We start from the raw sequence: 25,576 nt of genomic DNA, 5'->3' as shown, positions 1-25,576 counted from the left end.
AATAATAAAGCCAAAATTAGGATTACTATAGTAAATTAAGTTGAGGTTTGAGTATAGGGATGATATATATAAAGGAAAATGCCAAGATCATATAGTCAAGATTTTAGAAAAAGAGTTATAGGATATGTAGAAAGAGGTAATAGCTGCAATAGCACTGCGATAAGATTTGAAATAGCAGCAAACACAGTAAGGAATTGGTATAAGAGATATAAGTCCGAAGGACATTATTTAGCAAGAAGAATAGGAGGCAAAAAAGGACGGGTAACAAGTCAAGATGTTGAGTTGTACGTGAGTTCTAATCCTAATTTCACATTATTAGAAATGGGTACGTATTTTAATATGAGTTCTGTGGGTGCGTATTATTGGTTAAAGCAACTAGGTTTTAGCTATAAAAAAAAGACTTTTCCTACTTGGAAGCAAGTCAAGAAAAGCGAGATAAGTACCAAGAGGTCATAAAAGATACACCAATAGAACATCTTGTATATATTGATGAAAGTGGTATTGAGATAAATATCTGCAAAGATAGAGGATGGGGCAAAAAAAGCGAAAAACTTATTGGTAAAAAAAGCGGTAAATATTACAACAGAACAAATATCATAGCTGGTTATGTTAATAAAGAGTGTATAGCACCGATGATATTTAATGGAACATGTAATAGACAATTATTTGAAAGTTGGGTTGGAGAATTTTTAATAAAAGAGCTAAAACCTGGACAAGTTGTAGTGATGGATAACGCTGCTTTCCATAAGTCTCAAAGGACCAAAGAACTAATAGAATCAGTAGGTTGTAGGATAATATTCTTACCACCTTACTCCCCTGATCTAAATCCAATAGAGAAATTTTGGACCAATATGAAGCGATGGATTAAAGCTACAATTACTCAATTTGATCAATTATATAATGCTTTAATTCAATTCTTTAATACGCAAACTTCAACTTAATTTACCATAGAACTCGCTAAGAGTCTTGGTAGCATATCATCAGCATGTAAAGCGATGGGCTATAGCAGAGATAGTTATTACAGATTTAAAGAACTGTATGAAACTGGTGGTGAAGAAGCGTTGTATGAAATTAGTCGAAGAAAGCCAATAATAGCCAATAGAGTTGATCCAGCGATAGAGAAGGCAGTAATGGATATGGCAATAGAATATCCAGCATATGGTCAGCTAAGAGTATCAAATGAGCTTAAGAAGAGCGGTATACTTGTATCACCTGGAGGAGTGAGATCAATTTGGTTACGTAATGATTTAAACAATATCAATAAAAGGCTTAAAGCATTAGAAGCAAGGATGGCTCAGGATGGTATTGTACTTACTGAATCTCAGTTACAAGTACTAGAGAAACGACGTAGCGAAAAAGAAGCCCATGGCGAGATTGAGACACAGCATCCAGGTTATCTAGGATGCCAAGATACATATTATGTAGGAAATTTTAAGGGTATAGGTAAGGTTTATTCTCAGGTATTTATTGATAGCTATAGCAGAGTAGCTGATGCTAAACTATATACTGATAAAACAGCTTTAACTGCTGCTGATATGCTTAATGACCGCGTGTTACCATGGTATGAAACTCAAGGCATACCAATACTTCGTATTCTGACAGATCGCGGGTCAGAATATAAGGGAAATATAGAGCATCATGCTTTTGAATTATTTCTAAGTATCGAAGGTATAGAACATACTATTACTAAAGCATATTCTCCTCAAACAAATGGTATGTGTGAACGTTTTAATAAAACTATGACACAAGAATTCTTTGATACAGCTATGCGGAAAAGGATCTACACTGATCTTGATGATTTACAATTAGATCTTGATATTTGGTTAGAGCATTTCAATAATGAGCGACCACATTCAGGAAAATATTGTTATGGTAAAACGCCTATGCAAACTTTTAAGGATAGTAAGAAATTAGCTATTGAAAAGAACAATGAAATCTTATATCTTGAATACTCATCTGACAGTCATAATTTATCAGATATTCAGATATAATTTTTATAGTGTCTGTAAGATCAAATCTTGACTTCTACAAATGAAAATGGTAAAAGAGATCAAGAAGATAGAGATAAACTGAATGAAAATACTCAGCAACTGAAAGACCATAATTTGATTTTGCAAAATACAAACGCTATAGATAAAGCAAAAGCTGATGAATATATTAATTATTTAAAATTAGAAGAACCTTTATTATATATTTATTACAAAACTTTTTATTGGACTATACATGGCTTTTTTCACGCTCATCGCATTTTAAGCACAGATTTAATAACATATAACACTGACTACGCAGAAACTAAAAAGACAAATATTTAAATAATACCAAAGCAACAATTGATAAAGTACATATTATTACAAAGCATATACCTTTAGTAAGTAATTTTACCGAAATTGCAAACGATATAACTCATTTAGTACATGATGTTGTCAAAACTAAAAAGCTTAAAGATATTACAAATACAATCATTGATGTGGCTGAAAGCTATAACACTATAGAAAAGCTAGATAATACCTTACTAAATTCTGCCATTTTCATTACCGATAATAGAAAAGAACAGATTTTAAATTTGGAAGATCATTTTAATAATAATCTGCCAAAGCAAAATAATGGGAACTTACTAAAAATTAAAAATTTAAAAAAACTAATAAACTTTGAATCTTACCCTAATCTATAAACGATCAAATAGCAAAGCTAGCTGTTCAAGATACAGTATTATTAATATGCAAATTACTTAATAATAATCCAGATATTATTAATTGTACTAAATCAATATTACAAACTGATAATTTTAAAGCCTCCATTGAAACTAATATAGATAATATTCTATTATTTGAAAGAAATATAGAAACAATAGGCAATACCGTACTTAGTAACACCATATTTGATGAATAGATATAGCTTAATGCGATAAGATAGTGACTTAGAGTATGAGTTAGATTATACTAAATGAAAAACTTATGGCAAAGGCATATTCATACGATTTAAGAATACGAGTAATAAAAAGTTTAACAGATGGTAAAACAATAAAAGAGACTTCTGAGATATACTCTATTAGTAGGAAGACTATAATAGAATGGAAAAAATTAAAGAAACAAACCGGCGATATCAAAGCAAAAAGTGGTTATCATACAGGACATCGTAGAATAATAAGAGACATAGAAGGATTTAAAAAATTTATAGAATTAAATTTTGATAAAACCACCATGGAACTAGCTAACAACTGGAGTCAAAAAGTATCTGCAAGTACGATATCAAGATTGCTTAATAAATTAGGTTATAGTTATAAAAAAAACTTTTCTTCATCCCAAAAGAGATGTTGGTCTAAGGAATGAGTTTATATTGAAACTAAAAACTATAGACAAACAAGATTTAGTATTTATCGATGAATCTGGGATAGAAGATAATAGCTGTAGAGAACACGGGTGGAGCATTATCGGTCAAAGATGTTATGGTGAAAGGGTCTATCAACATAAATCACGGATTAGTATGATTGCTGGGGTGTCTGCCAAAGATATTATTGCCCCAATAATATTTGATGGGACATGTAATAAGGACATTTTTGAAACTTATGTACAAGAGATATTGATCAAAGAGTTAAAGCCTGGTCAGATAGTAGTAATGGATAATATTAATTTTCATAAAAGTACAAAAGTGAAAACGTTAATTGAATCTGTTGGTTGCAGTATTTTATTTTTACCAACTTACTCTCCTGATTTAAATCCTATTGAGCATTACTGGTTTAAAATCAAGAACGAAATAAGAAAAACTGTTTCTAATTTTGAGCACTTTTTTGATGCGGTTTACTATGCTCTTGAAAAAGTCACTACCTTATCGCATTAAGCTATATTTACCGCTTTTTTTACCAATAAGTTTTTCGCTTTTTTTGCCCCATCCTCTATCTTTGCAGATATTTATCTCAATACCACTTTCATCAATATATACAAGATATTCTATTGGTGTATCTTTTATGACCTCTTGGTACTTATCTCGCTTTTCTTGACTTGCTTCCAAGTAGGAAAAGTCTTTTTTTTATAGCTAAAACCTAGTTGCTTTAACCAATAATACGCACCCACAGAACTCATATTAAAATACGTACCCATTTCTAATAATGTGAAATTAGGATTAGAACTCACGTACAACTCAACATCTTGACTTGTTACCCGTCCTTTTTTGCCTCCTATTCTTCTTGCTAAATAATGTCCTTCGGACTTATATCTCTTATACCAATTCCTTACTGTGTTTGCTGCTATTTCAAATCTTATCGCAGTGCTATTGCAGCTATTACCTCTTTCTACATATCCTATAACTCTTTTTCTAAAATCTTGACTATATGATCTTGGCATTTTCCTTTATATATATCATCCCTATACTCAAACCTCAACTTAATTTACTATATCATACAAAGTAAGAGTAATCAAGACAGAGGCAGATAAATAATCAGTATTCTCGGTAATAATCATGAATAGCACTAATAGAGTTAATGTAAACCTTCAGATTTGATCTGACATATTAAGATTGAAATTAGATGAGTTTGTGGGTATGTAGATAACTGAGAAGTTATCTATCATATCCATAAACTAAATATAAAAATCAATTAATAGGAAAAATATGTCAAACTATGATCAAAAAATAATCAAACCTAAATTAGGATTATTAGAACTTGCAAAACAACTAGGCAGTGTTAGACTGCGTGTAAAGTAATGGGCTATTCAAGAGATAGCTTTTACCGATTTAAAGAACTGTATGAGACAGGAGGAGAAGCTGCACTTACAGATATAAGTCGTAAGAAACCTATACTTAAGAATCGTGTATCAGAACATATAGAACAAGCAGTAATAAATCTTGCTATAGAAAACCCTGCTCTTGGTCAGCTTCGTGCTAGCCAAGAGTTATTGAAACAGGGTATTATAGTATCATCTAGTGGGGTGCGTTCTATTTGGCTACGCAATGATCTTGAGACCTTAAAGAAAAGACTAAAGCGTTAGAAGCTAAATCCGCACAGGATGGTATCTTGCTTACAGAAGAACAACTAGCTGCTCTAGAAAAAGCAAAACAAATTAAAGAAGCACATGGTGAAATAGATACGCAGCATCCAGGGTATCTTGGTTCACAAGATACATATTATGTAGGTAATATGAAAGGTGTAGGTAGAATCTATCAACAAACATTTATTGATACTTATTCTAGAGTTGCTATCTGTAAACTTTATACTGATAAGACCGCAATAACATCTGCTGATATTTTAAACGATAAAGTGATACCGTTCTTTAATAATCATGAAGTGCCGCTACTGAGAATCCTATCAGATAGAGGAACAGAATATTGTGTCAAGGTAGAAAGTCATGCTTTTGAGTTATATTTGGCTATTGAAAATATTGATCACACTAAAACTAAAGCTAGATCTCCTCAAACTAATGGAATATGCGAAAGATTACATAGAACTTTAAAAGATGAGTTTTATGATATTGCATTCCGTAAGAAGATTTATAACTCATTAGAGGATTTACAGATTGACTTAGATCAATATTTAAACAAGTATAACAACGCAAGACCTCATTCTGGAAAGTTTTGTTATGGAAAAACCCCTATGCAAACTTTCAAGGATAGCATCAATATCGCTAAAGATAAGTCTATTAATTCTTACTTATCTGACAGCTCTCTTGCTGCTTAATCAATCATTGTCTGTCAGGTCAAGTGTAGTGTTTTACATATCATGTGAAGTACATTCAGCAGGTATACAAGACAGAGATGGTACTAAAAATGTAATAATCAAGGCAAAAGCAAAATATCCTAGTATTATCAAATTTTTTGCAGATAGTGGTTATGCTGGAGCATTACAAATTTGGTGTTTTTTAACTGTAAGAGCATTACTGACAATTTCTCGTAAAATTGTTGATCAAGTGGGGTTTAAAGTGATTCCCAAGCGTTGGATAGTTGAACGTACTTTTGGCTGGCTCAATAATTTTCATCGTATGAGTAAAGACTATGAGCATAACTATAAAACTTCTGAACATATTATTTATATCAATATGATTACACTTATGCTTAAAAAATTGACTAAACCTTAATTTCAAGACAGGCTCTTAGATTATATCTAATTTCATTAATAATTTTTCTTCATCTATTTCATTAAATTTTTTTGCCATCTTTATTGTTTCTTGATGGTTTGTTAAATTAGCATTTCTGACCAAATATTTTTTGATATTTTTACATTCTGCTACTTCTAACGGATTCCATGCTAAATTAAGAAAAATAAGAGTAGTATTTGTTTTTAAAACTTTCTTAATCTTGCTTGCTCCTATTTTATCTATATCGTTATTCCCAAGGTCAAGACCAATAAGAGTTTTATTAAGCTTAAGCAGTTTCACAAGCTCTATAGCTCCGTTTGTATTTATTTTATTACCGAATAAGTCAAGTTGGATAATATTAGTATCATTTGCTAATAATTCAGAGATTTCTTTAACATCTTTATTTGTTAGGTTTTTCTCAGCAAGATTAAGAATATCACTTCCGTTTTTTTAATTTATTGCTTCTTCTATAAAATCTTTTTCTTCTAAAAACTTTATTAAATTATCCATATATTTTGAGTTATATTATTATATTTACATGCTTCTTTATCTATTTAAACCTTAGATTGTATCAATCAAATTCATATTCTTAAGGCTATTATAGCTATTTATATTATATTTGCAATGATATTAATATAATTTTCTCTACTTTTGGTTTACAGTTGAATAGAGTATCAAAAATTATAAATTATCTTATAAATAGTGAGATAAAACAGGAAACTAAAAAAGACTTACAAATAAAGAATTTAGGGGGAAATTTACAAGTTAAAAGTGGAGATCTTCTATGTATTTATAACACGTGGTACCCGCGACCGGACTTGAACCGGCAAGAGCTTACGCTCCACGGATTTTAAGTCCGTTATGTCTACCATTCCATCACGCGGGCAATATAAATATAGCTACTATATTTTGCTAAGTGGACAGATTAATGAAAAAAAGAAAAAAAAGCAAGAACTTTTATTTATTAATTACATAATAATAAAAGTCCAATGTAGGTAAATCAAATTTTACTATAATATATTAACTAAAATAGTGACAAAATAGTAATAATATGATCTAATTAACCTTAGAAAGTAATACTTTCTTTTGCATGTTATTGACAAATGCCGCAAGGTAAGCTAGTTTTGCATAGTGAATTTTTTATTAATCTTAATATTAAATGTAAGTCTGATCTTTAATTTTTTATTAAGCATAATTTAAATTCCAATAAGCAATTTCTATCTAAAAAGGTTTTTATGACTACAAATATAGTAGGTAAAGTTAAATGGTTTAATCCGACGAAAAATTTTGGATTTATTGAACAGGAAAATGGCGGCAAGGATGTGTTTGTACACAGATCTGCCGTAGACGCAGCAGGTCTTGCAGGTCTTAATGAAGGACAAGATGTAGTTTTTGATCTTGAAGACAAGAATGGTAAAATTTCTGCAGTTAACCTCAGAATTAAATAAATATATTTGTACCAAAAACAGCTATCCAAAGTTTTTAAATTTTGGATAGCCTCGTCACCTTTTACAACAAAATATTAGATATTTTGTTTTGTCTTATAATAACCTTATACATGTCTTAAGCATTGGAATGGTTTAATGCTTAAAAGTAAAAAAATATCATAATTATGGTATTATTAACAAATAATTTTAAAGCTAATTAAAATTTTTATTTGCTGTAAATTATAAGATTTTTTTGAAATAGATTCGCTATTACTTCGAATCAATTAAAGCTATTTTGTTGATGATGCTATAGATAATTTAATGGCTGCTATTAGTATATTTTTGTAATACAAAGATACTAAAGTCATTATTTTTTGCTGTGAGTTATTTTTATACAATCAATAATGTGCATATTTTAACTTAAACTTTATTGGATTATATAATGAAAAATTTTAATTTACCTGAAGAATTAACTACTACGCTTGAAGCGATGAAGATAACAGAGCCGACCGAAATACAAAAACAATCGATTCCGGTTGCTATTGCAGGTTCTGATATACTTGCTTCTAGCCAAACTGGTTCAGGCAAGACTTTAGCTTACTTGTTACCGGTGATTAATGCATTTATTAAAGATAAAACTACTACTTTAATATTAGTGCCGACAAGAGAGCTTGCAACACAAATCTGTTCTACCTTAAACAAAGTAACTACATCTTTTAAAATAAATAATGCAGTTTTGATAGGTGGTGAACCTATGCCTAAACAATTTATGCAATTAAAGAAAAATCCTAAAGTAATTATAGGAACTCCAGGACGTATTATTGATCATTTAAATCGTGGAAGCCTAAAAATTGATCGTATAGGTATAACTGTACTTGACGAAATGGATAGAATGCTAGATATGGGTATGAAAGAGCAGTTAGAAGAAATCAATAAATTCTTGCCGGAAAAAAGACAAGTTTTAATGTTTTCTGCTACCATGCCAAAACATATTGTCTCTCTTTCACAAAAATATTTAAATAATCCTGTACGTATTACAGTAGGTGCTACTAATAAAGCAGCAGCAGAAATAAAACAGGAGTCAGTACATATTACAGATAAAGAAAAATTTACTGAATTAAATAAGCAGCTTGGTGATAGAGAAGGATCAGTAATCATTTTTGTAAAAACAAAACGTTCTGCTGATCAGTTAGCTAAAATGTTAAGATATGAAAATCATAAAGCAGAAGCTATACATGGTGATTTAAGTCAGCGTCAACGTGATAGAGTAATTTTATCATTCCGTAAGTCAAATCATAGAATAATGGTAGCAACTGATGTGGCTGCTCGTGGTCTTGATATTCCGCACACTCAGCACGTAATTAATTATGATTTACCGATGTGTCCGGAAGATTACCTGCATAGAATAGGTAGAACTGGTAGAGCTGGTGCTAAAGGTAATGCATTGTCATTTATTTCACCTGATGATGTGGTTAGATGGCGTGCTATTGATCGTTTAATAAATCAAGGAGAATCTACTCCTAGAGAGAGCTTTAGAAGTAACAAAAATAATCGTAAAAGATCATTTGGTAATAATAGAAGAGGCGATAACTCTAATAAAAGATTCGGTTCTGGCAATAAGAGAAGTTCTGAGAGTAATAGTAATAATTACGGTCAAAGAAGAAGTAAAGTATCTTAAGAGAAAAGTCTGTCATCCCGCAACTTATTTGCGGGATCTTAGGATACAGACCTCTGTAATCAAAGAAAGAGCATGACGCTTTCAATCAACTTAATAACACATATTATAAGAGGATAAATTCATAATTTCTAATTTTTCACGATTACAAAATATATATAGTATTTTATTTATATTATTTATTTCTCTTCCTGGTGGTTTAATTTATCTACTTACCGGTTCGACGCTTTCTTTTTGGCTTCGAGAATCTGGTTTTGATAAAATTACCATCGGTCTTTTTAGTCTGGTTAATTTCATTCACATATTTAAATTTTTATGGGGCACATTACTTGAAAAAATAAGCTTTATACCCTCATCTAGTCGTGGATATAAATATTGTTTAATCTTTTCACTGCTTAGCTGTATTTGTTGCGTATATATTCTAACTGGCTTTAATCCCACTACTAATTTTATATCATTCTCTTTGTGTTTGATAATTCTAGCATTTTTTTCCTCTATTTATGATATGCTTTTGCAATCTTCCCAAATGCTACTTATTACTAATGAAAATTGGGGAATAAGTGAGGCAGCTTGCACTAGTGGATTTAGGATCGGTATACTTATATCAGGTTCTGGTGCATTATATTTATCAACTATTATATCTTGGCAAGAAGTTTATCGCACTATGGCGATTTTATGTGTGCCGTCATTATTACTAATTATTTTCTATCCGCTAAAATTTAAAGAAAAAATAGCTGTTAATAATTTTGATAGATTTTGGCACGCTTTTTATGATTTTATCAAAAAGCCTAAATGGTTAATAATTGTTGGCTTTATGCTTCTATATCGCTTGCAGGATAATTTTCTTTCGGTTATGCCAAATATGTTCTATCTTGATATCGGATATACAAAAAAAGATTTAGCTTTTGGATATAAGGCTTTTGGTATGTGTGCTACTATAGCTGGAGGATTTATAGGCGGTTTTCTATGCCGAAAATATGAATATGCTTATATTTTTAAAAGAGTATTGGTTTATCATGCTTTATCTAGTATAACTTTTTTATTGCTCTATTCTTACAGTCAAACTATTACAACTCTTTATATAGCAGTCTTTTTTCAGGAATTTACCAAAGGGCTAACTATGTCGCCATTTTTTTCTTACCAATTAAGATGTTGTAGCTCTAAATATTGCATAACGCAGATCGCCTTGATTACGTCTATTGCTTATATTAGTACTGTATTGTTTGGAAGTATTTCCGGTTACGCCGCTACTTACTTAGGCTGGGGATACTTTTTTGCTATTGCAGGTTTCTGTTTTATACCAGCATATATTCTAATCAGATATTTACCTAGAGTATAACTTTGATACTTCAAGATTTGGTAAGCCAAATTTCGAGATTCGTCTTTGCTCACGCACTATTTATACGCCTAGCTTAGCTCACCGCTTATTGACTTACCAACTTTTGAAGTATCTTCAGTATATAGATTTTTTTATCAATGTGTGCTTTTGCGGCTTTTTGAAGTAATGTAATCAGGGCTGGATCATCAATTTCTTGATGTTTTTCAAAATTATCTTCAATATCTTGTTCGTAAGAATCTAATTTAATGTTCATATATTTAATACTTAAAATTTATTGCTCACATATTATATTGTAAAAATAGCCTTAGTAAGTTATAATAACAAGCAAATTTATTAAAGTAATTTTACTATGTTTATTCAAACTGAAGATACCCCAAATCCTGATGCAATAAAGTTTTTTCCTGGGCAAGAAATAAGCAGCAGTCAGCCTGTATTTTTTAGCGAGCTTGCCGAAGTAAAAGGCAGAAGTAAACTTGCAGAATCGTTATTTAATATTAATAATGTAAAATCAATATTTTTCGGTAGTGATTTTATAACTGTTACTAAAGAAGCTGAAAGTGATTGGCAAGTGATAAAGCCAGAAATTTTAATGGTTATTATGGATCATTTCGTTGCGGGCTTTCCAGTATTTGAAGAAAGTGCTAAAGTAGATGCTGTAATTCTTGAGGGGCTTTCAGAAATAGAAAAGCAAATTATCGAAATTATTGAGACAAGAGTGCGTCCCTCTGTTGCACAAGATGGAGGTGATATAATTTATAAAGGTTTTGAAAATGGTGTAGTAAAGCTAGCATTACGTGGTGCATGTCTTGGTTGCCCAAGCTCTACTATTACCTTAAAAAACGGTATTGAATCGATGCTGAAACATTTCGTACCGGAGGTTATAGAAGTTGAAGCTGTTGAAGAGGAATAAATTTCTTTTCTTTGAGGAATCGTATTTACACGATTCTTTAAAGAGGCTTTAAAATAATGAATATTCAAGGTGGAAAGCGGTTCCCATCTTGAATATAAATTTAGTTTTATCTATTCTTCTTTCGCGTCATTAATTATATCATCTTGATTCCAAATAACATACTGTAACTTAACATCTTTTGGAGCATAAACTACAATAGGTAATTTGCTATTATATCGTATAAATGCTTTATCACCCAAATATACATTTACAGGCTGCATAGTTGCTTTTACGCTCGGGCATGCCATCATTGTACTCATGGCATGATTGCCAGCTGTGATTAAGTAATAATTATATCCCCATCCACTTAAAGTTTTTTCCTCTAGCTTACCGCCAAACCAGACATGATTACAATCTTTCATTGCCTCTTTTGTAGCTTGTAATTTTACTTTTAAATTTTCTTCATTAGGCTTATTAGGTAAGTAAATTACATAACGTTTTTGATCGTTGAGAGGTTCAGGGTAGGGTGCAATATCCTTTAACGATTTATTAGTATCAGCTAATAAATTAGTGCTAAGAAAGCATAGTATAAAAAATGATATAATCTTATTTGTCATAATTGTTAACTCAGTAATATAGTTAATTTAGTTGGATTCAGTATAATCAAAAGTATGTTGATAAACTTCATTAATAGGAAGCCCTATTGCATTAATATCAAATTTAAGCGACGGTTCAACTCTACTACTTGCATTATGAATTCTAAAATTAATACTAAAACCACGATTAAACACGATAGTTTTAGAATAAATTCCTCCGTTCTTGGTATTTATAGCATAAATATGGTTAGGATAATTAGTCTTTTTGGTGTTAAGAGTATTATTAAAATTATATGCTTGAATAATAACTCTATTTGAACCGGAGCATATTACTTTATAAAAATCATATTTCCCTACTAAATACGATACTAGGGCTTTGCAGACATTATTAGTTTTTTCCTCGTTAATAGAGCAAAGTTTAGTAATTTCATCAGACCAAGCATTAAGTATAGGCCAGTAGTATTTGTTAGCTTTATTTGATAAGTTTTCCCATAATGCAGTTTTTTTAGAATGAGTTCTAGTTTGTCTTAATTCTTGAAATAATGGTTTTATAATACTCCAATATTCACTACTACAACCATTATCATCAAGTCCCCATTTTTTTACAAAGTCAATTGAATCTGAAAGTCTAGAGTGTTTTAATGCTTGATGATTTGTTTTACAAGATATGCCTATGGTAATATTTTGACCTTTAATCAAGATATCTCTAACATCACCTTTTCTTCCTGCAGAACTATTGTTAAATTCAACTGTCCCGCCTTGTTCAATTCTTAGTGATTTGATTTCTTTTCTTATAATATGGTCAATAGATATTTTGGCTGCTTTAGCAAATTCTAGTTGTTTTTTAGTGCTAATTAAATTGTAAGCTTTTTGAGCAAGGTTTGCAGCATTATCGTTTTTAATTGTAAATCCTGTTAATTTTGATATTTCTAATATTATTGCCCATTCAAAGGCTTGTCCATTATTGGTTTGTATTGACATTAGAGTACATGCTATTTTTATAAATATATTGTATAGATATAATATAAAAATACAACTCAAAGTTCAATAATAGCTAAGTCTTTTTTAATTGTTTTAGCTATATGGTAGGCAAGCTCTACAGGGACAGCATTACCTATCATTTTATAACCATCTTTAAGATGGTTATAAATAAATTTATAATCATCAGGAAATGTTTGAATTCTTGCACACTCACGTATGGTTAATCGTCTATATGTATGTTCTTGTCCTTTAACAAATTCCCGTTTTTCCTGACCAGCAATTTTAATCATTTTGGGAGCTTGCGGGTGAAAAGGAATATGTCTATAAGTAGCTAGAATTGTAAAAGATTGCTCTTCCCAGCTTCTAACTCGGTTTCTTGACATAAAAATAGGAGAATAACCTGTATCTAAAAATTCATGGTTATTTATTGAATTAGTTGTTCCGATTTCTAAATTAGCTAAATCACCTATAGCTTGATTTAAATTAACTTTAGTTTTTAAAGGTTCAGGAAATTGAAATTTTTTGTTTAACGATTGATGATAACCAATAATAAAAACCCGTTCACGATCTTGCGGGACTCCATAATCGCTTGCTTTTAATAACTTCCAGCTTACTTCATATCCTTCTTGCTTGAACATATCTATTATATTCATAAAAGATTTTATATTTCTGGAATGAATTATACCATGAACATTTTCTGCTACAAAAAATTTTGGTTTTACATAACGAATTATCCTAATTTGTTCATGAAATATAAGACCTCTTGGGTCTTCTAATCCACGTTTTGCCCCTGCTTCTGACCATGATTGACAAGGAGGTCCGCCAATAATACCTGTTATTTTTTGAGGTATATCTTCGTTTGGTACGTTTAAAATAGAACGCTCATCAATTTTAGTATCAGGAAAATAGCTTCGATAAGATGGGGTAATAGTTTTATCATATTCATTTGCCCAAATAGTTTTAAAACCAGCTTTTTTAAAACCAATATCCATTCCCCCTGCACCCGCAAATAATGAAATTAATGTAAGGTTAGATTTGTCTTTCATTTTAGTAAAAGTTTTATATTAATCCCGTTTTTTTCTTAAAAAAGCTGGTATATCGTGAATGTCAGATTCTTTAGTATCTTCATCGGGCATACTAACTACAACATTTTTTCGTTCTGGGATTTGATTATTATTTTGTGTTCGCAGAGACCCCCACATTCTTACAAAGAAAGATGATTTGGGAGTTTCTCCAGCATCATTAGTAAGACTTACCTTTGGTTCCATATCGTCGTTGATTGGATTAGGGGCTTGGTCTAGAGAGTCAGCAATTTCTGCTTCGTCGTTACTATAGCTGTTAAAATTAGGAATTTCTTCAATATGAACAGGTTGATCTCCTTGAATAGATTGAGCTCTAAGTTTTGTATCCTCATCTTCTTTGGTAGATAAATCGATAGCACTAGAATTAACAGGTTTATAAAGCGGTATTTTATCTGCATCAATACCTGTTGCAACAACTGATACTCTAATAATCCCTTTTAGTTCAGGATTAAATGTTGAACCAAAAATAATATTAGCATCTTTATTATTTACTTCTTCTCTAATTCTATTAGCAGCGTTATCGACTTCAAATAAAGTCATATCTGGACCGCCGGTAATATTAATTAATACACCCCTAGCACCACACATTGAGCTATGATCAAGTAACGGATTAGAGATTGCAGATTCTGCTGCTTTAGTAGCTCTATCCTCACCGCTAGCCTCGCCTGTACCCATCATAGCTTTGCCCATTTCGCTCATAACAGCTTTGATATCAGCAAAGTCAAGATTGATAAGACCTGGCATAATCATTAAATCCGTGATGCCTCTAACGCCTGCATGCAGTACATCATCTGCCATTTTAAAAGCATCAGCAAAAGTAGTTTGCTCGTTAGCAATACGAAATAAGTTTTGATTTGGTATCACGATTAAAGTGTCAACAAATTGTTGTAAATCTATAATTCCTTTATCGGCAGTTTTCATACGATGTCCGCCCTCAAAATGAAAAGGCTTAGTTACTACTCCAACTGTTAGAATTCCAAGTTCCTTAGTAATTCGTGCAATAACTGGTGCAGAGCCAGTACCAGTACCGCCGCCCATGCCTGCCGTAATAAACACCATGTTACTATTTTCTAGATAATTGCGAATTTCATTTTCTGATTCTTGGGCAGCTGCCCCTCCAACTTCAGGGGCAGCTCCAGCACCAAGACCTCTAGTTGTGGAGACGCCCAGCTGTATTTTGTTTTCACAGCGAGAATATTCTAATGATTGTGCATCAGTGTTAGCTACTACAAAATTAGCTCCTTGCAGGTTAGCACCAATCATATTATTTACTGCATTACTACCTGCACCCCCAACACCAAAAACTGTAATACGCGGTTTTAATATTATATTTTCTGGTGCTTTTATGTTTATTAAAGCCATGATAATCGTTTATTTATATTATTATGATTTAAGTATAATAGAAGATTTAGAAATTTCCATAATCTTTTAAGAAAATTTATGAATGCTACCAGTCAAGATTAGTTTTTGCAGCAAGTTCTATCGCTTGTTCTATATTAAACTCTTGACCTAAAGGAAAAACAGCATAAGGATTTTCTATATTTCCATTAAATCCTAGTTCTCCTAAAACTAAAGCTGATGCATCACAAGAAAAATCACTAGCCTCACCTTTTACGCTATTCGCAGCATCATTAAGTGCAGAATCTGTAGACCATTGATACCATATTGTAGTATGTGGGTTATATAATTCTTTAACACCTGAAACGCCATATTTTTCAATTTGCTGAGCTATTTTTAAAGCATTTTCGTCTTGTGCTTCAATTTTGGGCTTAAGTGTTTCGAGAGTATTGCTTGCTCTTTCAAGGGGACGCTTGTGATATTCATTAAATGTATCAACTACTTTATTATGCAAATCACATATTGCTTCATAATCTTTCTTAACCTTATCATTTTCATCAAACGCTTAATATTTATATCAATCCATCTATCAGGTCCGGTAACTACTATTTCATTTTTAAAATTTAATGTGATATTTTTTGTGTTATAAGCTATATCTGCTAGTTTAGCAGATATTTTTGGTAAATCCAGAAAGTTATATACACCATGGTACAATGTAACATGGCATTTATTATGTTGATGCTCAAGACCTTGCGGTACTAGTTGTTTAGCAAGTTTTGTATTTATATCTATAAATTGTTGTGCTACTTCAGAGCTTGGTAAGATAGCTATCGCATATTCAACATAAGGATCTGTCATAAATTAACTCCATATAACATTATATCTTTAATGTAATAGGTTTTATTTAGATTAGCAACTTTTGTTTGAAATGTTTAATAGCGGAACAGCATTATGATGTTATTGTGTGGATCGAAAGTCGTCATCAATTTAGTGTTGCTGTATGGCTTGAAAAATACCCAGTATGTCATTCCTGAGTGAGGCTTACTTGCGTGGATCAAGAAAGGCATTTTATGTCATTCCTGTGAAAGCAGGAATCTAGAAAATAAACTAAACATATCAATAAATTTGGTATGTTGAACTGGATCCCGCGATCAAGTCGCGGGATGACAAGAACTGATCCACGCAACAATATTTTACCTAAGTAGGTAGGTTTTCTATTCATCTTCTACCTTCGTCTCTAAGTTCTTTTATAGTATATGGTGCTAGTGTTTTATCTTTATTAAATTCCATTATTTGTTCAACTATATCTACTGTTTTTATTTTTGGTTTTTGAGTTATTGGTAAAAACAGCAACCGGTGTATTATGCTTACAAATATTAACTTTATTAGATAAATTTTGCTTCATATAATATAGACTAGCTTAATATTAGCCTATTTATGATATCTTGTAAAGAGAATTACGTATTACTTATACAACCTAAGATTGTTTAACCATTTTTTCAGTTACTACTATTTTATCGAATTCTTGTTCTGATAAAAGATCAAGTTTTTTTGCAGCTTCTTTTAAAGTGATTCCGTGCTTATGAGCTTCTTTAGCAATTTTAGCGGCATTATCATAACCTATATGCGGATTAAGGGCGGTTACAAGCATTAGAGATTTATCACGTAGCTCATCAATGCGTGATATGTTAGGCTCTATTCCATCGATGCAATGAGTAACAAAGCTATTTACGCTATCTGATATTAGCTCGATAGATTGTAAAATATTATATATTATTACCGGTTTAAAGACGTTAAGTTCAAGATGCCCGTTTGAGCCAGCAATAGTAATTGTAACATGATTGCCCATAACTTGAGTGCAAACCATTGTTAAAGCTTCAACTTGCGTAGGGTTTACCTTGCCAGGCATAATTGAAGAACCAGGCTCATTTTCTGGTAAATGCAGCTCACCAAGACCGCATCTTGGACCTGATCCAAGCAATCTTATATCGTTTGCTATTTTCATTAGACTTACGGCTATAGTATTAAGAGTCCCTGAAAATTCTACAAGTGCATCATGGCTAGCCAAGCTTTCAAATTTATTAGGTGCTGTTTTAAAAGGTTGTTTTGTAAATTCTGCCACTTTTTTAGCAAATTTTATATCAAATCCTTTATGCGAATTGATACCTGTTCCGACTGCTGTTCCACCTTGAGCAAGCAAATAAACTTTTTCTAATGCATTTTTTATTCTCTCTAAAGCATATTCTATTTGTGTAATATATCCGGAAAATTCTTGCTTAAGTGTTAGGGGAGTTGCGTCTTGTAAATGAGTGCGTCCAATTTTTATAATATTTTCCCAATCTTTTGATTTATCTTGTAAAGCTGTGAGTAAATTATTTAAAGCCGGTATTAGTTTTTCTTTGGTTGCAAGTACGGTTGCTATATGCATAGCCGTTGGGAATGAATCGTTTGATGACTGTCCTTTATTGACATGATCGTTGGGATGTACAGGAGATTTACCACCTTTTGTACCGGTTAGCTCTTCATTTGCAATAGAGGCGATTACCTCATTCATATTCATATTTGTTTGCGTTCCAGAGCCTGTTTGCCAAACTCCTAAAGGAAAATTATTGCTAAATTCACCATTTAAAATTCTGCTTGCAGCTTTGTCTATACTTTCAGCTATTTTAGGTTCTAGATCACCAAATTCGAGATTAACTTTTGCAGCACATTTTTTTAATATAGCAAGGGAGCGGATTAGAATTTCTGGCATTTTTTGTTTGCCTATTTTGAAATTTTCTAATGATCTTTGTGTTTGTGCTCCCCAATAAAATTTATCCTCTATTTGAATTTCGCCAAAAGAGTCGCTTTCTGTTCTATAGTTTGTCATAAATCGTTAAATGTTATATAATTATTTATCTTATTCATAAAATGATCACTGATAGCTTTTAAATCTAATTGCTCGGATAATTTAGCAAAACTATAGTATAATTTATCTTTAATGGAAGCTTTTTTTAAATTTTTAGCAATAAATCCGATTGTGTTTTCTATCATGATATCACGATTAAAACTATAAAATTTTTGCCAATTTTCGTCACATGTTTGTTTAGGTGATCGAGGGTAATCTGTATGTAATGGTTTAGCAATTACTGCTTTACCTTGATATACTTCAAGTAGTGTATCGCTAATTAATTTTTCATGCTTTAAATTATTAATTACTTTATCAAAAAAATTGCTTAGAACAATATTTGTAATCTCTTCTTCTTTAGATTCATTTAAGAATATATTGAGTTGCTTTTCAAAGCTCTTAATAATTTGTTTGTTTTGTAATATATTTTGTGACATAACGCTACCGATTAGAACCAAATTAATAGTAGTAACGTGAGAATTAGTATAAATTTTATCTTAATACTGAAAAAATAAAGAATAATGATAACGCAAACAGTTTTACGTTATCATTTTAGTAAATATATATATACTTATTAAGTAGACTAAATATTTATATGAAAGTAAACAAAAAACAATATTTGATTTGTTAAAAATATTTCAACTTTGTTAATGATCCCATAATGAGTGAAAAATTATAGAAGCAGCATTCGATACGTTAAGGCTGTCTACTTTATCAGAAATAGGAATTTTGGCTAAATGATCACAATTTTCTTGAACCAATCTTCGCATGCCTTTATCTTCCGAGCCAAATACTAAAGCTACTTTATCTGAGATTAATTTATCGGTAAAATAATCATTGGCTTCTCCGGTTAGCCCTATAACCCAAAAACCGTGTTTTTTTAGGTAATTTATACAAAAGTTTAGATTGGTTACTTTAATAATTTTTATTAATTCTAAAGTTCCACAAGCTGCTTTAGCTATAGTGCCATTTTCATTCGGCGAATTATCTAATGGTAAGATTATAGCATCCATATTAAAAGCTGCTGCACTGCGAATAATTGCCCCAATATTTTGTGGATCAGTTATTTGATCAAGAATTGCAATCTTACATTTTGGATTTTTTATGTTGATATCTTCTATATTATAGGAAAAAATTGGCTTAACTTTAGCAGCTATTCCTTGGTGAGTTTGGTTTTCTAGTAATTTAGATAAAACATCATTATTAACAATTTTATAAGGCTTGGAACTTATTAATTTTTTATTTGCATCAAAGATCATTTGAGTGCATAAAATATCCTCAATTTGACGTTTTGGATTGTTAAGAGCTGAAAATACAGGATGTTTTCCATAAATATAGTAGTAATTTTTAGAATCCAGCTTTTTATTTTGCATGTTATTGAAAACCTTTGGTAATTTGTTCTTGACAGAAACTACTATTTATTATAGAAAATTACAACTAAATAAATGTGCAAGCTGCTATTTGTTTATTTGATGATTCGGCGAGAAGTTTTATTAAGTCCTAATACTAATTTATATTGTCTTTTAAAGTGTATTAGTCTATTTAATACAGTAAAGTTCTTTAGGAGGGGTGGTCGAGTGGTCAATGGCAGCAGACTGTAAATCTGCCCGCGTAAGCGTTCGAAGGTTCGAATCCTTCTCCCTCCACCACTTGAATGGTTCAGGGAAGCGTATCATTTTTTAAACTTATCATTTTATATCATAAATTATATTTAAAAATAAAATATAATCGTGTATAATTGTAAGTCTGAATAAAATTGGTGTTAGTTGCGGGTGTAGCTCAATGGTAGAGTTCCAGCCTTCCAAGCTGGCTGTGTGGGTTCGATTCCCATCACCCGCTCCATTAAATATAGTGGTGACAAATAAATTTAGCAAAAAACGCACTTTAAATTAACTTGTATTAAACTTAAAAAATTGTAAGAGAGTAAAAATATGGCAAAAGCAAAGTTTGAAAGAACCAAACCGCATGTTAATATCGGTACTATCGGTCACGTGGATCATGGAAAAACTTCTTTGACAGCAGCAATAACAATGGTGCTTGGAAAAGATAATAAAGATATTAAAGTTAAAAAATATGATGAAATTGATGCCGCTCCTGAGGAAAAAGAAAGAGGTATAACAATATCAACTGCTCACGTAGAATATGAAACTAAAAGTAGGCACTATGCACACGTAGACTGTCCAGGACATGCTGACTATGTAAAAAACATGATCACAGGTGCTGCTCAAATGGATGGTGCTATATTAGTTGTTTCTGCTGCTGATGGTCCAATGCCACAAACTAGAGAACATATATTACTAGCAAAGCAAGTTGGTGTGCCTAAAATGGTAGTGTTCTTAAACAAAGTTGATATGGTTGATGATGCTGACCTACTGGAATTAGTGGAAATGGAAGTAAGAGAGTTATTATCAAAATATGATTTCCCTGGTGATGAGATACCAATAATCAGAGGTTCTGCTCTTCAAGCTTTAGAAGGAAAGCCTGAAGGTGAAAAAGCTATCCATGAATTAATGGATGCAGTAGATAGTTATATACCACAACCTACTAGAGAAACTGAAAAGCCTTTCTTAATGCCTATCGAAGATGTGTTCTCTATTTCAGGAAGAGGAACAGTTGTAACAGGTAGAATTGAAGCTGGTAAAATTAAAGTTGGTGAAGCCGTTGAAATAGTTGGAATAAAAGACACTCAAACTTCTACATGTACTGGTGTTGAGATGTTTAAAAAACTTCTTGATAGTGGTGAGGCTGGAGATAACGTTGGTATATTATTACGTGGTATAGATAGAGAAGCTGTACAAAGAGGACAAGTTCTTGCAAAACCTGGTAGTATAACACCTCATGATGAATTTGAAGCTGAAGTATACGTACTTAGTAAGGATGAAGGTGGACGTCACACTCCATTTACCAATAACTATCGTCCACAATTCTATTTTAGAACAACAGACGTTACAGGTACAATAGAATTACCGGCTGATAAACAAATGGTTATGCCTGGTGATAATGCTACTTTCAAAGTTAAGTTAATTTATCCTATTGCTATGCAGCAAGGTTTAAAATTCTCGATTCGTGAAGGTGGTAGAACAGTAGGTGCTGGTGTAGTTTCTAAAGTAATTAATTAGTCTATTTTATAAATACCTATTATTTTTTAATAATAGGTATTTATGTTTTAAGATGTAAAAACATCTTGCTGTTTATAATTAAGGTTTGTTAAATGAAAAATAAAATCAAAATTCGTTTAAAGTCATTTGATCATCGTAGTCTCGATCAGGCTACTAAAGAGATAGTTAGTGCTGTTAAAAGAACATTCGCAAGTATTAGTGGTCCTATTCCTTTACCTAGAAAAATTCAAAGATTTACTGTAAATAGATCTCCCCATGTGCATATAAAATCAAGGGAGCAATACGAAATTAGAACACAAAAAAGATTATTGGTTATAGATGATCCAAATCCATCAGTTGTTGATGCTTTAAGTAAAGTTGATTTAGCAGCGGGTGTTGATGTAGTGATCGAATTAGAGAGTGGGGAGTAATGAGAACCGGAATAATTGCTCAAAAAGTTGGGATGACTAGTGTTTTTAATAATAATGGGAAGAGAGTTCCATTAACACTAGTGAAAGTTGATGATTGCCAAGTAGTAGGACATAAAATTGTTGAAAAACATGGTTATAATGCTTTAGTTATCGGGATAAAAGATAAAAAAATATCTAGAGTAACTAAGCCTATGAAACAAGTTTTTGCTAATGCTAAAGTATCTCCTAAAGCTAAATTAAAAGAATTTAGAATCTCTGAAGATAATTTTATTGATATAGCAGCAAGTTTAGAAGTAGATCATTTTACGGCAGGACAATTTATAGATGTAACAGCTACTACTATAGGTAAAGGATTTGCTGGTAGTATGAAGAGACATAATTTTAAAGGGCTTAAAGCTTCTCACGGTGTTTCAATATCGCATCGTTCGCATGGTTCTACTGGTCAAAGACAAGATCCGGGAAAAGTCTTTAAAGGTAAAAAAATGGCTGGACATATGGGGTGTAGTCAAGTTACTATCCAAAATTTAAAAATATTTGCAATTGATAAAGAGCAAGGACTTATTATGATTCAGGGAAGTGTCCCAGGACATAAAGGTTCATATATTTCAATAAAAGATGCAATAAAGAAGATTTCAATAACTGCATAAAAATAACTATTTGTATAAAAGATTTTATATAAGACTGTATAGGTTGAAAAAATGAAAACTAAAATGTTAAATCTTGCTAATGAAGAAGTTGGTGAGGTTAGTTTAAACGAAGATATATTTGCTGTAGATTTTATTAGGGATGATATAATAAAGCAAGTTGTTGATTGGCAGCGAGCTAAAGCAATGGCTGGTACGCATAAAACTAAAACTGTATCAGAAGTATCCGGTACTACAAAAAAACCTTTTAAGCAAAAAGGTACAGGGAATGCAAGACAAGGCTCTTTAAGATCTGTACAAATGCGTGGTGGTGGTGTAATTCATGGTCCTGTAGTACGTAGTCATGCAACTAAATTACCTAAAAAAGTACGAAAACTTGGTTTAATCCATGCTTTATCCGAAAAATTTTCTGAAGGAAAATTACTAGTCATAGATTCTTTAAAATTAGAAACGCCTAAAACCTCTAATCTTGTTAATATATTAAACAAGTTTCAAGGAAAAAGTTTCTTCGTAATAGATGGTAATGAAGTAGATGTTAATTTTTCTTTAGCAGCACAAAATATTTATAATACAGTAATTGTTCCGCAAATAGGTGCAAACGTCTATGACATAATAAGACATGAATATGTATTATTATCACAAGAAGCAGTGAATGTTTTAGAAGAGAGGTTAAAATGAGTTCTTATAAATATTACGATTTAATTAGAAGACCTGTTATTACAGAAAAAACCACACTTCTTTCAGAACAAAATAAATATACTTTTTATGTAGATAAGCTTGCTGAGAAGCTTGCTGTTAAAAAAGCCATAGAAGAAATATTTAAAGTAAAAGTAAAAAAAGTAAATATCTTAAATGTTAAAGGTAAAAAGAAGAGATTTAAGGGAGTTATCGGGCGTCAAGTTGATAGGAAAAAGGCTGTGGTAACATTAGAAAAAGATCATAATATTGATTTTGCCGGAGGAATTAAATAAATGGCTTTAAAAAGTTTTAATCCAATTACCCCTTCTTTGAGAGAGTTAGTTCAAGTTGATAGAACTAGTTTATGGAAAGGTAGACCTTTTAAGGCTCTAACTAAAGGGATATCTAAAACAGGTGGAAGAAATAATCAAGGTAGAATCACTTCTTGGCAAAGAGGTGGTGGGCATAAAAGGCTATATCGTGTTATTGACTTTAAGAGAAACAAACTAGATATTTCTGCTATAGTTGAAAGAATAGAATATGATCCTAACAGAACTGCTTTTATTGCTTTAATTAAATATGAAGATGGTGAGCATGCTTATATTCTAGCTCCACAAAAATTAGTAGTAGGGGACAAGGTAATATCAAGCAAAGATGCAGATATAAAAATTGGTAATTGTTTGCCTTTAAGATATATCCCTATAGGTACTACTTTACATAATGTTGAAATGAAAGTTGGTAAAGGTGGTCAAATTGCAAGATCAGCAGGTACGTCTGTAGGTTTAGTAGGTAAAGATTCAGGATATGCACAAATTAAATTAAAGTCTGGTGAATTTAGATTAGTACCTTTAGATTGTATAGCTACGATAGGTGCGGTGTCTAACCCTGATCAAAAAAATATTAACTTAGGTAAAGCTGGTAGAAATAGATGGCTTGGTTGGAGACCTCATGTAAGAGGTGTTGCAATGAACCCTGTAGATCATCCACATGGTGGTGGTGAGGGTAAAACCTCTGGTGGGCGTCATCCAGTTACTCCTTGGGGATTCCCGACAAAAGGTAAAAAGACGCGTAAAAATAAGCGTACTTCTAAGTTTATTATAAAGAAAAGAAAGTAAATTAATTAGGTATTAATTATGGCACGTTCGGTGTGGAAAGGACCTTTCGTAGATGGTTATTTAATAAAAAAAGTTCAAAAATTAATGGAATCTGGCAAGTCAGAAATGATTAAAACTTGGTCTAGAAGATCAACCATTTTGCCTATTTTTGTTGGTTTTACGTTTTCTGTTCACAATGGAAATAAATTTATTCCAGTTTCTGTAAATGAAGAAATGGTTGGTAGAAAACTAGGGGAATTTTCTCCTACTAGAACATTTCATGGGCATGGAGCAGATAAAAAAGTTAAAAGAAAATAAAATCATATGGTACAGGAAAACAAAAATTTTGCCACGGCAAAAGCTAAATCAATTAGAGTTAGTCCAAGGAAATTAAATTTAGTTGCAGCTTTCATTAGAAACATGAAAGTTTCTGAAGCGTTAGTGCAACTAACTTTTTCGCCAAAAAGAATTTCAAAAGTTGTAAAAGCTTGTTTACAATCTGCTGTAGCAAATGCTGAAAATAATTTAGGTTTAGATATAGATAGACTGGTTATAACTAACGCAACAGTAGGCAAGGCTTTAGTAATGAAAAGAGTTATGCCAAGAGCAAAAGGGAGAGCTACTAGAATAAATAAGTTTTTTAGTAATCTCTATATAACTGTTACAGAAAAAGAGGATAATTAAGATGGGGCAAAAAGTTTGTGCACATGGTTTTAGGGTTGGACCAACTTTAATTAAAGGTTGGGATTCCGTATTCTATGCAGAAAAGCAGTATAAAACTCTTTTTATACAAGATTTAAAGATTAGAGAATTAGTTAATAAAAGTTTTACTCAAGCTCAAGTTAGCAGAATTTTAATTGAACGCCCTTCTAACAAAAGTATTATTATCAATATTAATGCAAAAAAGCCAAATATAATTATCGGTAAAAATGGTAGTGAAATTGATAAGCTAAAAAAAGCTATTGAAAAAATGACTTCTTTAAGCGAAGTTTATATAAATATTCATGAAGTTAGAAAGTTTAATATAGATGCGGCGATAGTAGCTCAGACAATAGCATCACAGCTTGAAAAAAGAGTGTCCTTTAGAAAAGCAATGAAGACAGCAATTCAGGCTTCATTTAAACAAGGTGGACAAGGTATAAGAGTTAGTTGCTCAGGACGTCTTGGTGGAGCTGAGATTGCTAGAACAGAATGGTATATAGAAGGCAGAATGCCATTGCATACTTTAAGAGCCGATATTGATTATTCGACTGCTGAAGCTATAACTACTTATGGAGTTATAGGAGTTAAAGTTTGGATTTATAAAGGCGAATATACGGAAAATAAAAGATATAATTAATTTTTAAGTATTA

At 31.6% G+C, this 25,576-nt stretch carries 34 protein-coding genes, 3 tRNA genes and 2 pseudogenes; 23 read left to right on the top strand and 16 right to left on the bottom strand.

What is annotated here, in order from left to right; genetic code table 11:
• The first annotated feature begins 78 nt into the window (after positions 1–78).
• The 5 genes from ACICQC_RS07590 (at position 79) to ACICQC_RS07570 (ending at position 2,671) form a co-directional block, all read left to right on the top strand.
• Complete coding sequence (locus ACICQC_RS07590; RefSeq protein WP_395476240.1) at positions 79–456, top strand: IS630 transposase-related protein; 378 nt, start codon at positions 79–81, stop codon at positions 454–456.
• Positions 411–941, top strand: coding sequence for an IS630 family transposase (locus ACICQC_RS07585; protein ID WP_395476334.1), 531 nt, complete (start codon positions 411–413; stop codon positions 939–941). The genes ACICQC_RS07590 and ACICQC_RS07585 overlap by 46 nt, the downstream gene beginning before the upstream one ends.
• A 54-nt stretch (positions 942–995) precedes the next feature.
• Positions 996–1,991 (top strand): IS481 family transposase, encoded by a 996-nt coding sequence (locus tag ACICQC_RS07580; protein WP_395476564.1) that lies wholly within the window; start codon positions 996–998, stop codon positions 1,989–1,991.
• Between the two features lie 27 nt (positions 1,992–2,018).
• The gene (locus ACICQC_RS07575) at positions 2,019–2,312 is read left to right on the top strand and encodes a hypothetical protein (RefSeq protein WP_395476563.1); all 294 of its coding nucleotides are present in this window, start codon (positions 2,019–2,021) and stop codon (positions 2,310–2,312) included.
• Between the two features lie 155 nt (positions 2,313–2,467).
• Positions 2,468–2,671 (top strand): hypothetical protein, encoded by a 204-nt coding sequence (locus ACICQC_RS07570; protein ID WP_395476562.1) that lies wholly within the window; start codon positions 2,468–2,470, stop codon positions 2,669–2,671.
• A gap of 25 nt (positions 2,672–2,696) precedes the next feature.
• On the opposite strand, the gene ACICQC_RS07565 is transcribed toward ACICQC_RS07570, so the two are convergent.
• Positions 2,697–2,876 carry a hypothetical protein gene (locus tag ACICQC_RS07565; RefSeq protein ID WP_395476561.1) on the bottom strand — a complete coding sequence of 60 codons (180 nt, stop codon included), beginning with the start codon at positions 2,874–2,876 and terminating at the stop codon, positions 2,697–2,699.
• A 78-nt stretch (positions 2,877–2,954) separates the two neighbouring features.
• Between ACICQC_RS07565 and ACICQC_RS07560 the strand changes: the two genes are divergently transcribed.
• Positions 2,955–3,837 (top strand): IS630 family transposase gene (locus ACICQC_RS07560; protein WP_395476242.1). Its coding sequence is split into 2 segments (ribosomal slippage): positions 2,955–3,281 and positions 3,283–3,837, totalling 882 coding nucleotides; the frame shifts between segments, so codons are not numbered across the junction.
• Here ACICQC_RS07560 and ACICQC_RS07555 read toward each other — a convergent pair.
• The gene (locus tag ACICQC_RS07555) at positions 3,826–4,008 is read right to left on the bottom strand and encodes a hypothetical protein (protein WP_395476560.1); all 183 of its coding nucleotides are present in this window, start codon (positions 4,006–4,008) and stop codon (positions 3,826–3,828) included. The genes ACICQC_RS07560 and ACICQC_RS07555 overlap by 12 nt on opposite strands.
• Positions 3,963–4,340, bottom strand: coding sequence for an IS630 transposase-related protein (locus ACICQC_RS07550; RefSeq protein ID WP_395476240.1), 378 nt, complete (start codon positions 4,338–4,340; stop codon positions 3,963–3,965). Before ACICQC_RS07550 ends, ACICQC_RS07555 begins: the two co-directional genes overlap by 46 nt.
• Before the next feature lie 265 nt (positions 4,341–4,605).
• On the opposite strand from ACICQC_RS07550, the pseudogene ACICQC_RS07545 reads away from it, so the two are divergent.
• Positions 4,606–5,668 (top strand): annotated as a pseudogene (locus ACICQC_RS07545) (IS481 family transposase).
• Between the two features lie 28 nt (positions 5,669–5,696).
• On the top strand, positions 5,697–6,065 hold the full coding sequence (locus tag ACICQC_RS07540; protein WP_395476559.1) for a transposase: 369 nt from the start codon (positions 5,697–5,699) through the stop codon (positions 6,063–6,065).
• A 15-nt stretch (positions 6,066–6,080) separates the two neighbouring features.
• Here the strand turns inward: ACICQC_RS07540 and ACICQC_RS07535 are convergent, their stop codons facing one another.
• Both ACICQC_RS07535 and ACICQC_RS07530 read right to left on the bottom strand, forming a co-directional pair.
• The gene (locus ACICQC_RS07535; protein WP_395476558.1) at positions 6,081–6,365 is read right to left on the bottom strand and encodes a hypothetical protein; all 285 of its coding nucleotides are present in this window, start codon (positions 6,363–6,365) and stop codon (positions 6,081–6,083) included.
• A gap of 500 nt (positions 6,366–6,865) precedes the next feature.
• Positions 6,866–6,951: transfer RNA gene (locus tag ACICQC_RS07530), tRNA-Leu, on the bottom strand.
• 349 nt (positions 6,952–7,300) lie between these two features.
• On the opposite strand from ACICQC_RS07530, the gene ACICQC_RS07525 reads away from it, so the two are divergent.
• From ACICQC_RS07525 to ACICQC_RS07515, 3 genes are all read left to right on the top strand, one after another.
• Positions 7,301–7,513, top strand: coding sequence for a cold-shock protein (locus ACICQC_RS07525; protein WP_395476557.1), 213 nt, complete (start codon positions 7,301–7,303; stop codon positions 7,511–7,513).
• Positions 7,514–7,934: 421 nt separating this feature from the next.
• Positions 7,935–9,170 (top strand): DEAD/DEAH box helicase, encoded by a 1,236-nt coding sequence (locus tag ACICQC_RS07520; protein ID WP_395476556.1) that lies wholly within the window; start codon positions 7,935–7,937, stop codon positions 9,168–9,170.
• 121 nt (positions 9,171–9,291) lie between these two features.
• Positions 9,292–10,506, top strand: a complete 1,215-nt coding sequence (locus ACICQC_RS07515; protein WP_395477685.1) for an MFS transporter — start codon at positions 9,292–9,294, stop codon at positions 10,504–10,506.
• 85 nt (positions 10,507–10,591) lie between these two features.
• Here the strand turns inward: ACICQC_RS07515 and ACICQC_RS07510 are convergent, their stop codons facing one another.
• On the bottom strand, positions 10,592–10,759 hold the full coding sequence (locus ACICQC_RS07510; RefSeq protein WP_395477782.1) for a hypothetical protein: 168 nt from the start codon (positions 10,757–10,759) through the stop codon (positions 10,592–10,594).
• A 96-nt stretch (positions 10,760–10,855) separates the two neighbouring features.
• Here ACICQC_RS07510 and ACICQC_RS07505 point away from each other — a divergent pair, with 96 nt between their 5' ends.
• Positions 10,856–11,416 (top strand): NifU family protein, encoded by a 561-nt coding sequence (locus ACICQC_RS07505; protein WP_395476555.1) that lies wholly within the window; start codon positions 10,856–10,858, stop codon positions 11,414–11,416.
• A gap of 110 nt (positions 11,417–11,526) precedes the next feature.
• Here ACICQC_RS07505 and eco read toward each other — a convergent pair whose 3' ends face one another.
• The 10 genes and pseudogenes from eco to rlmB all read right to left on the bottom strand — a co-directional run bounded on the left by eco (position 11,527) and on the right by rlmB (position 19,652).
• On the bottom strand, positions 11,527–12,012 hold the full coding sequence (gene eco / locus ACICQC_RS07500) for a serine protease inhibitor ecotin (protein WP_395476554.1): 486 nt from the start codon (positions 12,010–12,012) through the stop codon (positions 11,527–11,529).
• A 27-nt stretch (positions 12,013–12,039) separates the two neighbouring features.
• Positions 12,040–12,972 (bottom strand): HaeIII family restriction endonuclease, encoded by a 933-nt coding sequence (locus ACICQC_RS07495; RefSeq protein WP_395476553.1) that lies wholly within the window; start codon positions 12,970–12,972, stop codon positions 12,040–12,042.
• Between the two features lie 56 nt (positions 12,973–13,028).
• On the bottom strand, positions 13,029–14,018 hold the full coding sequence (locus ACICQC_RS07490) for a DNA cytosine methyltransferase (protein ID WP_395476552.1): 990 nt from the start codon (positions 14,016–14,018) through the stop codon (positions 13,029–13,031).
• Between the two features lie 18 nt (positions 14,019–14,036).
• Positions 14,037–15,416 carry a cell division protein FtsZ gene (ftsZ, locus tag ACICQC_RS07485; protein WP_395476551.1) on the bottom strand — a complete coding sequence of 460 codons (1,380 nt, stop codon included), beginning with the start codon at positions 15,414–15,416 and terminating at the stop codon, positions 14,037–14,039.
• Between the two features lie 85 nt (positions 15,417–15,501).
• A complete protein-coding gene (locus ACICQC_RS07480) occupies positions 15,502–15,906 on the bottom strand; it encodes a hypothetical protein (protein WP_395476550.1) in 405 nt (134 codons plus the stop codon).
• A complete protein-coding gene (locus ACICQC_RS07475; RefSeq protein WP_395476549.1) occupies positions 15,891–16,250 on the bottom strand; it encodes a hypothetical protein in 360 nt (119 codons plus the stop codon). Before ACICQC_RS07475 ends, ACICQC_RS07480 begins: the two co-directional genes overlap by 16 nt.
• Positions 16,251–16,610: 360 nt before the next feature.
• Positions 16,611–16,797, bottom strand: a pseudogene (locus ACICQC_RS07470) (type II toxin-antitoxin system Phd/YefM family antitoxin).
• Positions 16,798–16,869: 72 nt separating this feature from the next.
• Positions 16,870–18,261: a class II fumarate hydratase gene (gene fumC / locus ACICQC_RS07465; protein ID WP_395476548.1), complete on the bottom strand. Its 1,392-nt coding sequence runs from the start codon at positions 18,259–18,261 to the stop codon at positions 16,870–16,872.
• The gene (locus ACICQC_RS07460; protein ID WP_395476547.1) at positions 18,258–18,716 is read right to left on the bottom strand and encodes a hypothetical protein; all 459 of its coding nucleotides are present in this window, start codon (positions 18,714–18,716) and stop codon (positions 18,258–18,260) included. Before ACICQC_RS07460 ends, fumC begins: the two co-directional genes overlap by 4 nt.
• A gap of 210 nt (positions 18,717–18,926) precedes the next feature.
• Positions 18,927–19,652 (bottom strand): 23S rRNA (guanosine(2251)-2'-O)-methyltransferase RlmB, encoded by a 726-nt coding sequence (rlmB, locus tag ACICQC_RS07455; protein WP_395476546.1) that lies wholly within the window; start codon positions 19,650–19,652, stop codon positions 18,927–18,929.
• A 190-nt stretch (positions 19,653–19,842) separates the two neighbouring features.
• On the opposite strand from rlmB, the gene ACICQC_RS07450 reads away from it, so the two are divergent.
• From ACICQC_RS07450 to rpsC, 11 genes are all read left to right on the top strand, one after another.
• A tRNA-Tyr gene (locus ACICQC_RS07450) sits at positions 19,843–19,928 on the top strand.
• A 119-nt stretch (positions 19,929–20,047) separates the two neighbouring features.
• Positions 20,048–20,121, top strand: a tRNA-Gly gene (locus ACICQC_RS07445).
• 89 nt (positions 20,122–20,210) lie between these two features.
• Positions 20,211–21,398, top strand: a complete 1,188-nt coding sequence (tuf, locus tag ACICQC_RS07440) for an elongation factor Tu (protein ID WP_395476545.1) — start codon at positions 20,211–20,213, stop codon at positions 21,396–21,398.
• Positions 21,399–21,490: 92 nt separating this feature from the next.
• A complete protein-coding gene (gene rpsJ, locus ACICQC_RS07435; RefSeq protein WP_395476544.1) occupies positions 21,491–21,808 on the top strand; it encodes a 30S ribosomal protein S10 in 318 nt (105 codons plus the stop codon).
• On the top strand, positions 21,808–22,455 hold the full coding sequence (rplC, locus tag ACICQC_RS07430; protein ID WP_395476543.1) for a 50S ribosomal protein L3: 648 nt from the start codon (positions 21,808–21,810) through the stop codon (positions 22,453–22,455). The genes rpsJ and rplC overlap by 1 nt, the downstream gene beginning before the upstream one ends.
• Positions 22,456–22,506: 51 nt before the next feature.
• Positions 22,507–23,130 (top strand): 50S ribosomal protein L4, encoded by a 624-nt coding sequence (rplD, locus tag ACICQC_RS07425; RefSeq protein WP_395476542.1) that lies wholly within the window; start codon positions 22,507–22,509, stop codon positions 23,128–23,130.
• Positions 23,127–23,423, top strand: coding sequence for a 50S ribosomal protein L23 (gene rplW / locus ACICQC_RS07420; protein WP_011477719.1), 297 nt, complete (start codon positions 23,127–23,129; stop codon positions 23,421–23,423). Before rplD ends, rplW begins: the two co-directional genes overlap by 4 nt.
• A complete protein-coding gene (gene rplB, locus ACICQC_RS07415; protein ID WP_395476541.1) occupies positions 23,424–24,245 on the top strand; it encodes a 50S ribosomal protein L2 in 822 nt (273 codons plus the stop codon).
• Between the two features lie 18 nt (positions 24,246–24,263).
• Complete coding sequence (rpsS, locus tag ACICQC_RS07410) at positions 24,264–24,542, top strand: 30S ribosomal protein S19 (RefSeq protein WP_011477717.1); 279 nt, start codon at positions 24,264–24,266, stop codon at positions 24,540–24,542.
• A 6-nt stretch (positions 24,543–24,548) separates the two neighbouring features.
• Positions 24,549–24,908: a 50S ribosomal protein L22 gene (rplV, locus tag ACICQC_RS07405; protein ID WP_011477716.1), complete on the top strand. Its 360-nt coding sequence runs from the start codon at positions 24,549–24,551 to the stop codon at positions 24,906–24,908.
• A 1-nt stretch (position 24,909) separates the two neighbouring features.
• Entirely contained in the window at positions 24,910–25,563 is a 654-nt protein-coding gene (gene rpsC / locus ACICQC_RS07400) for a 30S ribosomal protein S3 (protein WP_011477715.1), read from the top strand.
• The last annotated feature ends 13 nt before the right edge of the window (positions 25,564–25,576 follow it).

It is taken from the genome of Rickettsia endosymbiont of Pantilius tunicatus (assembly GCF_964291875.1).
GTDB lineage: Bacteria > Pseudomonadota > Alphaproteobacteria > Rickettsiales > Rickettsiaceae > Rickettsia.
This window is presented reverse-complemented; position numbering and strand designations above follow the sequence as displayed.

Excerpts from the sequence above, each read along its gene's own strand:
- ACICQC_RS07520 (WP_395476556.1), top strand. The coding sequence starts at position 7,935 with ATGAAAAATTTTAATTTACCTGAAGAATTAACTACTACGCTTGAAGCG.
- rplB (WP_395476541.1), top strand. The coding sequence starts at position 23,424 with ATGGCTTTAAAAAGTTTTAATCCAATTACCCCTTCTTTGAGAGAGTTA.
- rlmB (WP_395476546.1), bottom strand. The coding sequence starts at position 19,652 with ATGCAAAATAAAAAGCTGGATTCTAAAAATTACTACTATATTTATGGA.
- ACICQC_RS07490 (WP_395476552.1), bottom strand. The coding sequence starts at position 14,018 with ATGAAAGACAAATCTAACCTTACATTAATTTCATTATTTGCGGGTGCA.
- tuf (WP_395476545.1), top strand. The coding sequence starts at position 20,211 with ATGGCAAAAGCAAAGTTTGAAAGAACCAAACCGCATGTTAATATCGGT.
- rpsC (WP_011477715.1), top strand. The coding sequence starts at position 24,910 with ATGGGGCAAAAAGTTTGTGCACATGGTTTTAGGGTTGGACCAACTTTA.
- ACICQC_RS07475 (WP_395476549.1), bottom strand. The coding sequence starts at position 16,250 with ATGACAGATCCTTATGTTGAATATGCGATAGCTATCTTACCAAGCTCT.
- fumC (WP_395476548.1), bottom strand. The coding sequence starts at position 18,261 with ATGACAAACTATAGAACAGAAAGCGACTCTTTTGGCGAAATTCAAATA.
- eco (WP_395476554.1), bottom strand. The coding sequence starts at position 12,012 with ATGACAAATAAGATTATATCATTTTTTATACTATGCTTTCTTAGCACT.
- rplC (WP_395476543.1), top strand. The coding sequence starts at position 21,808 with ATGAGAACCGGAATAATTGCTCAAAAAGTTGGGATGACTAGTGTTTTT.
- ACICQC_RS07495 (WP_395476553.1), bottom strand. The coding sequence starts at position 12,972 with ATGTCAATACAAACCAATAATGGACAAGCCTTTGAATGGGCAATAATA.
- rplV (WP_011477716.1), top strand. The coding sequence starts at position 24,549 with ATGGTACAGGAAAACAAAAATTTTGCCACGGCAAAAGCTAAATCAATT.
- ACICQC_RS07460 (WP_395476547.1), bottom strand. The coding sequence starts at position 18,716 with ATGTCACAAAATATATTACAAAACAAACAAATTATTAAGAGCTTTGAA.
- ACICQC_RS07505 (WP_395476555.1), top strand. The coding sequence starts at position 10,856 with ATGTTTATTCAAACTGAAGATACCCCAAATCCTGATGCAATAAAGTTT.
- ftsZ (WP_395476551.1), bottom strand. The coding sequence starts at position 15,416 with ATGGCTTTAATAAACATAAAAGCACCAGAAAATATAATATTAAAACCG.
- ACICQC_RS07510 (WP_395477782.1), bottom strand. The coding sequence starts at position 10,759 with ATGAACATTAAATTAGATTCTTACGAACAAGATATTGAAGATAATTTT.
- rplW (WP_011477719.1), top strand. The coding sequence starts at position 23,127 with ATGAGTTCTTATAAATATTACGATTTAATTAGAAGACCTGTTATTACA.
- ACICQC_RS07590 (WP_395476240.1), top strand. The coding sequence starts at position 79 with ATGCCAAGATCATATAGTCAAGATTTTAGAAAAAGAGTTATAGGATAT.
- rpsS (WP_011477717.1), top strand. The coding sequence starts at position 24,264 with ATGGCACGTTCGGTGTGGAAAGGACCTTTCGTAGATGGTTATTTAATA.
- ACICQC_RS07525 (WP_395476557.1), top strand. The coding sequence starts at position 7,301 with ATGACTACAAATATAGTAGGTAAAGTTAAATGGTTTAATCCGACGAAA.
- ACICQC_RS07565 (WP_395476561.1), bottom strand. The coding sequence starts at position 2,876 with ATGGTGTTACTAAGTACGGTATTGCCTATTGTTTCTATATTTCTTTCA.
- ACICQC_RS07550 (WP_395476240.1), bottom strand. The coding sequence starts at position 4,340 with ATGCCAAGATCATATAGTCAAGATTTTAGAAAAAGAGTTATAGGATAT.
- ACICQC_RS07580 (WP_395476564.1), top strand. The coding sequence starts at position 996 with ATGGGCTATAGCAGAGATAGTTATTACAGATTTAAAGAACTGTATGAA.
- rplD (WP_395476542.1), top strand. The coding sequence starts at position 22,507 with ATGAAAACTAAAATGTTAAATCTTGCTAATGAAGAAGTTGGTGAGGTT.
- rpsJ (WP_395476544.1), top strand. The coding sequence starts at position 21,491 with ATGAAAAATAAAATCAAAATTCGTTTAAAGTCATTTGATCATCGTAGT.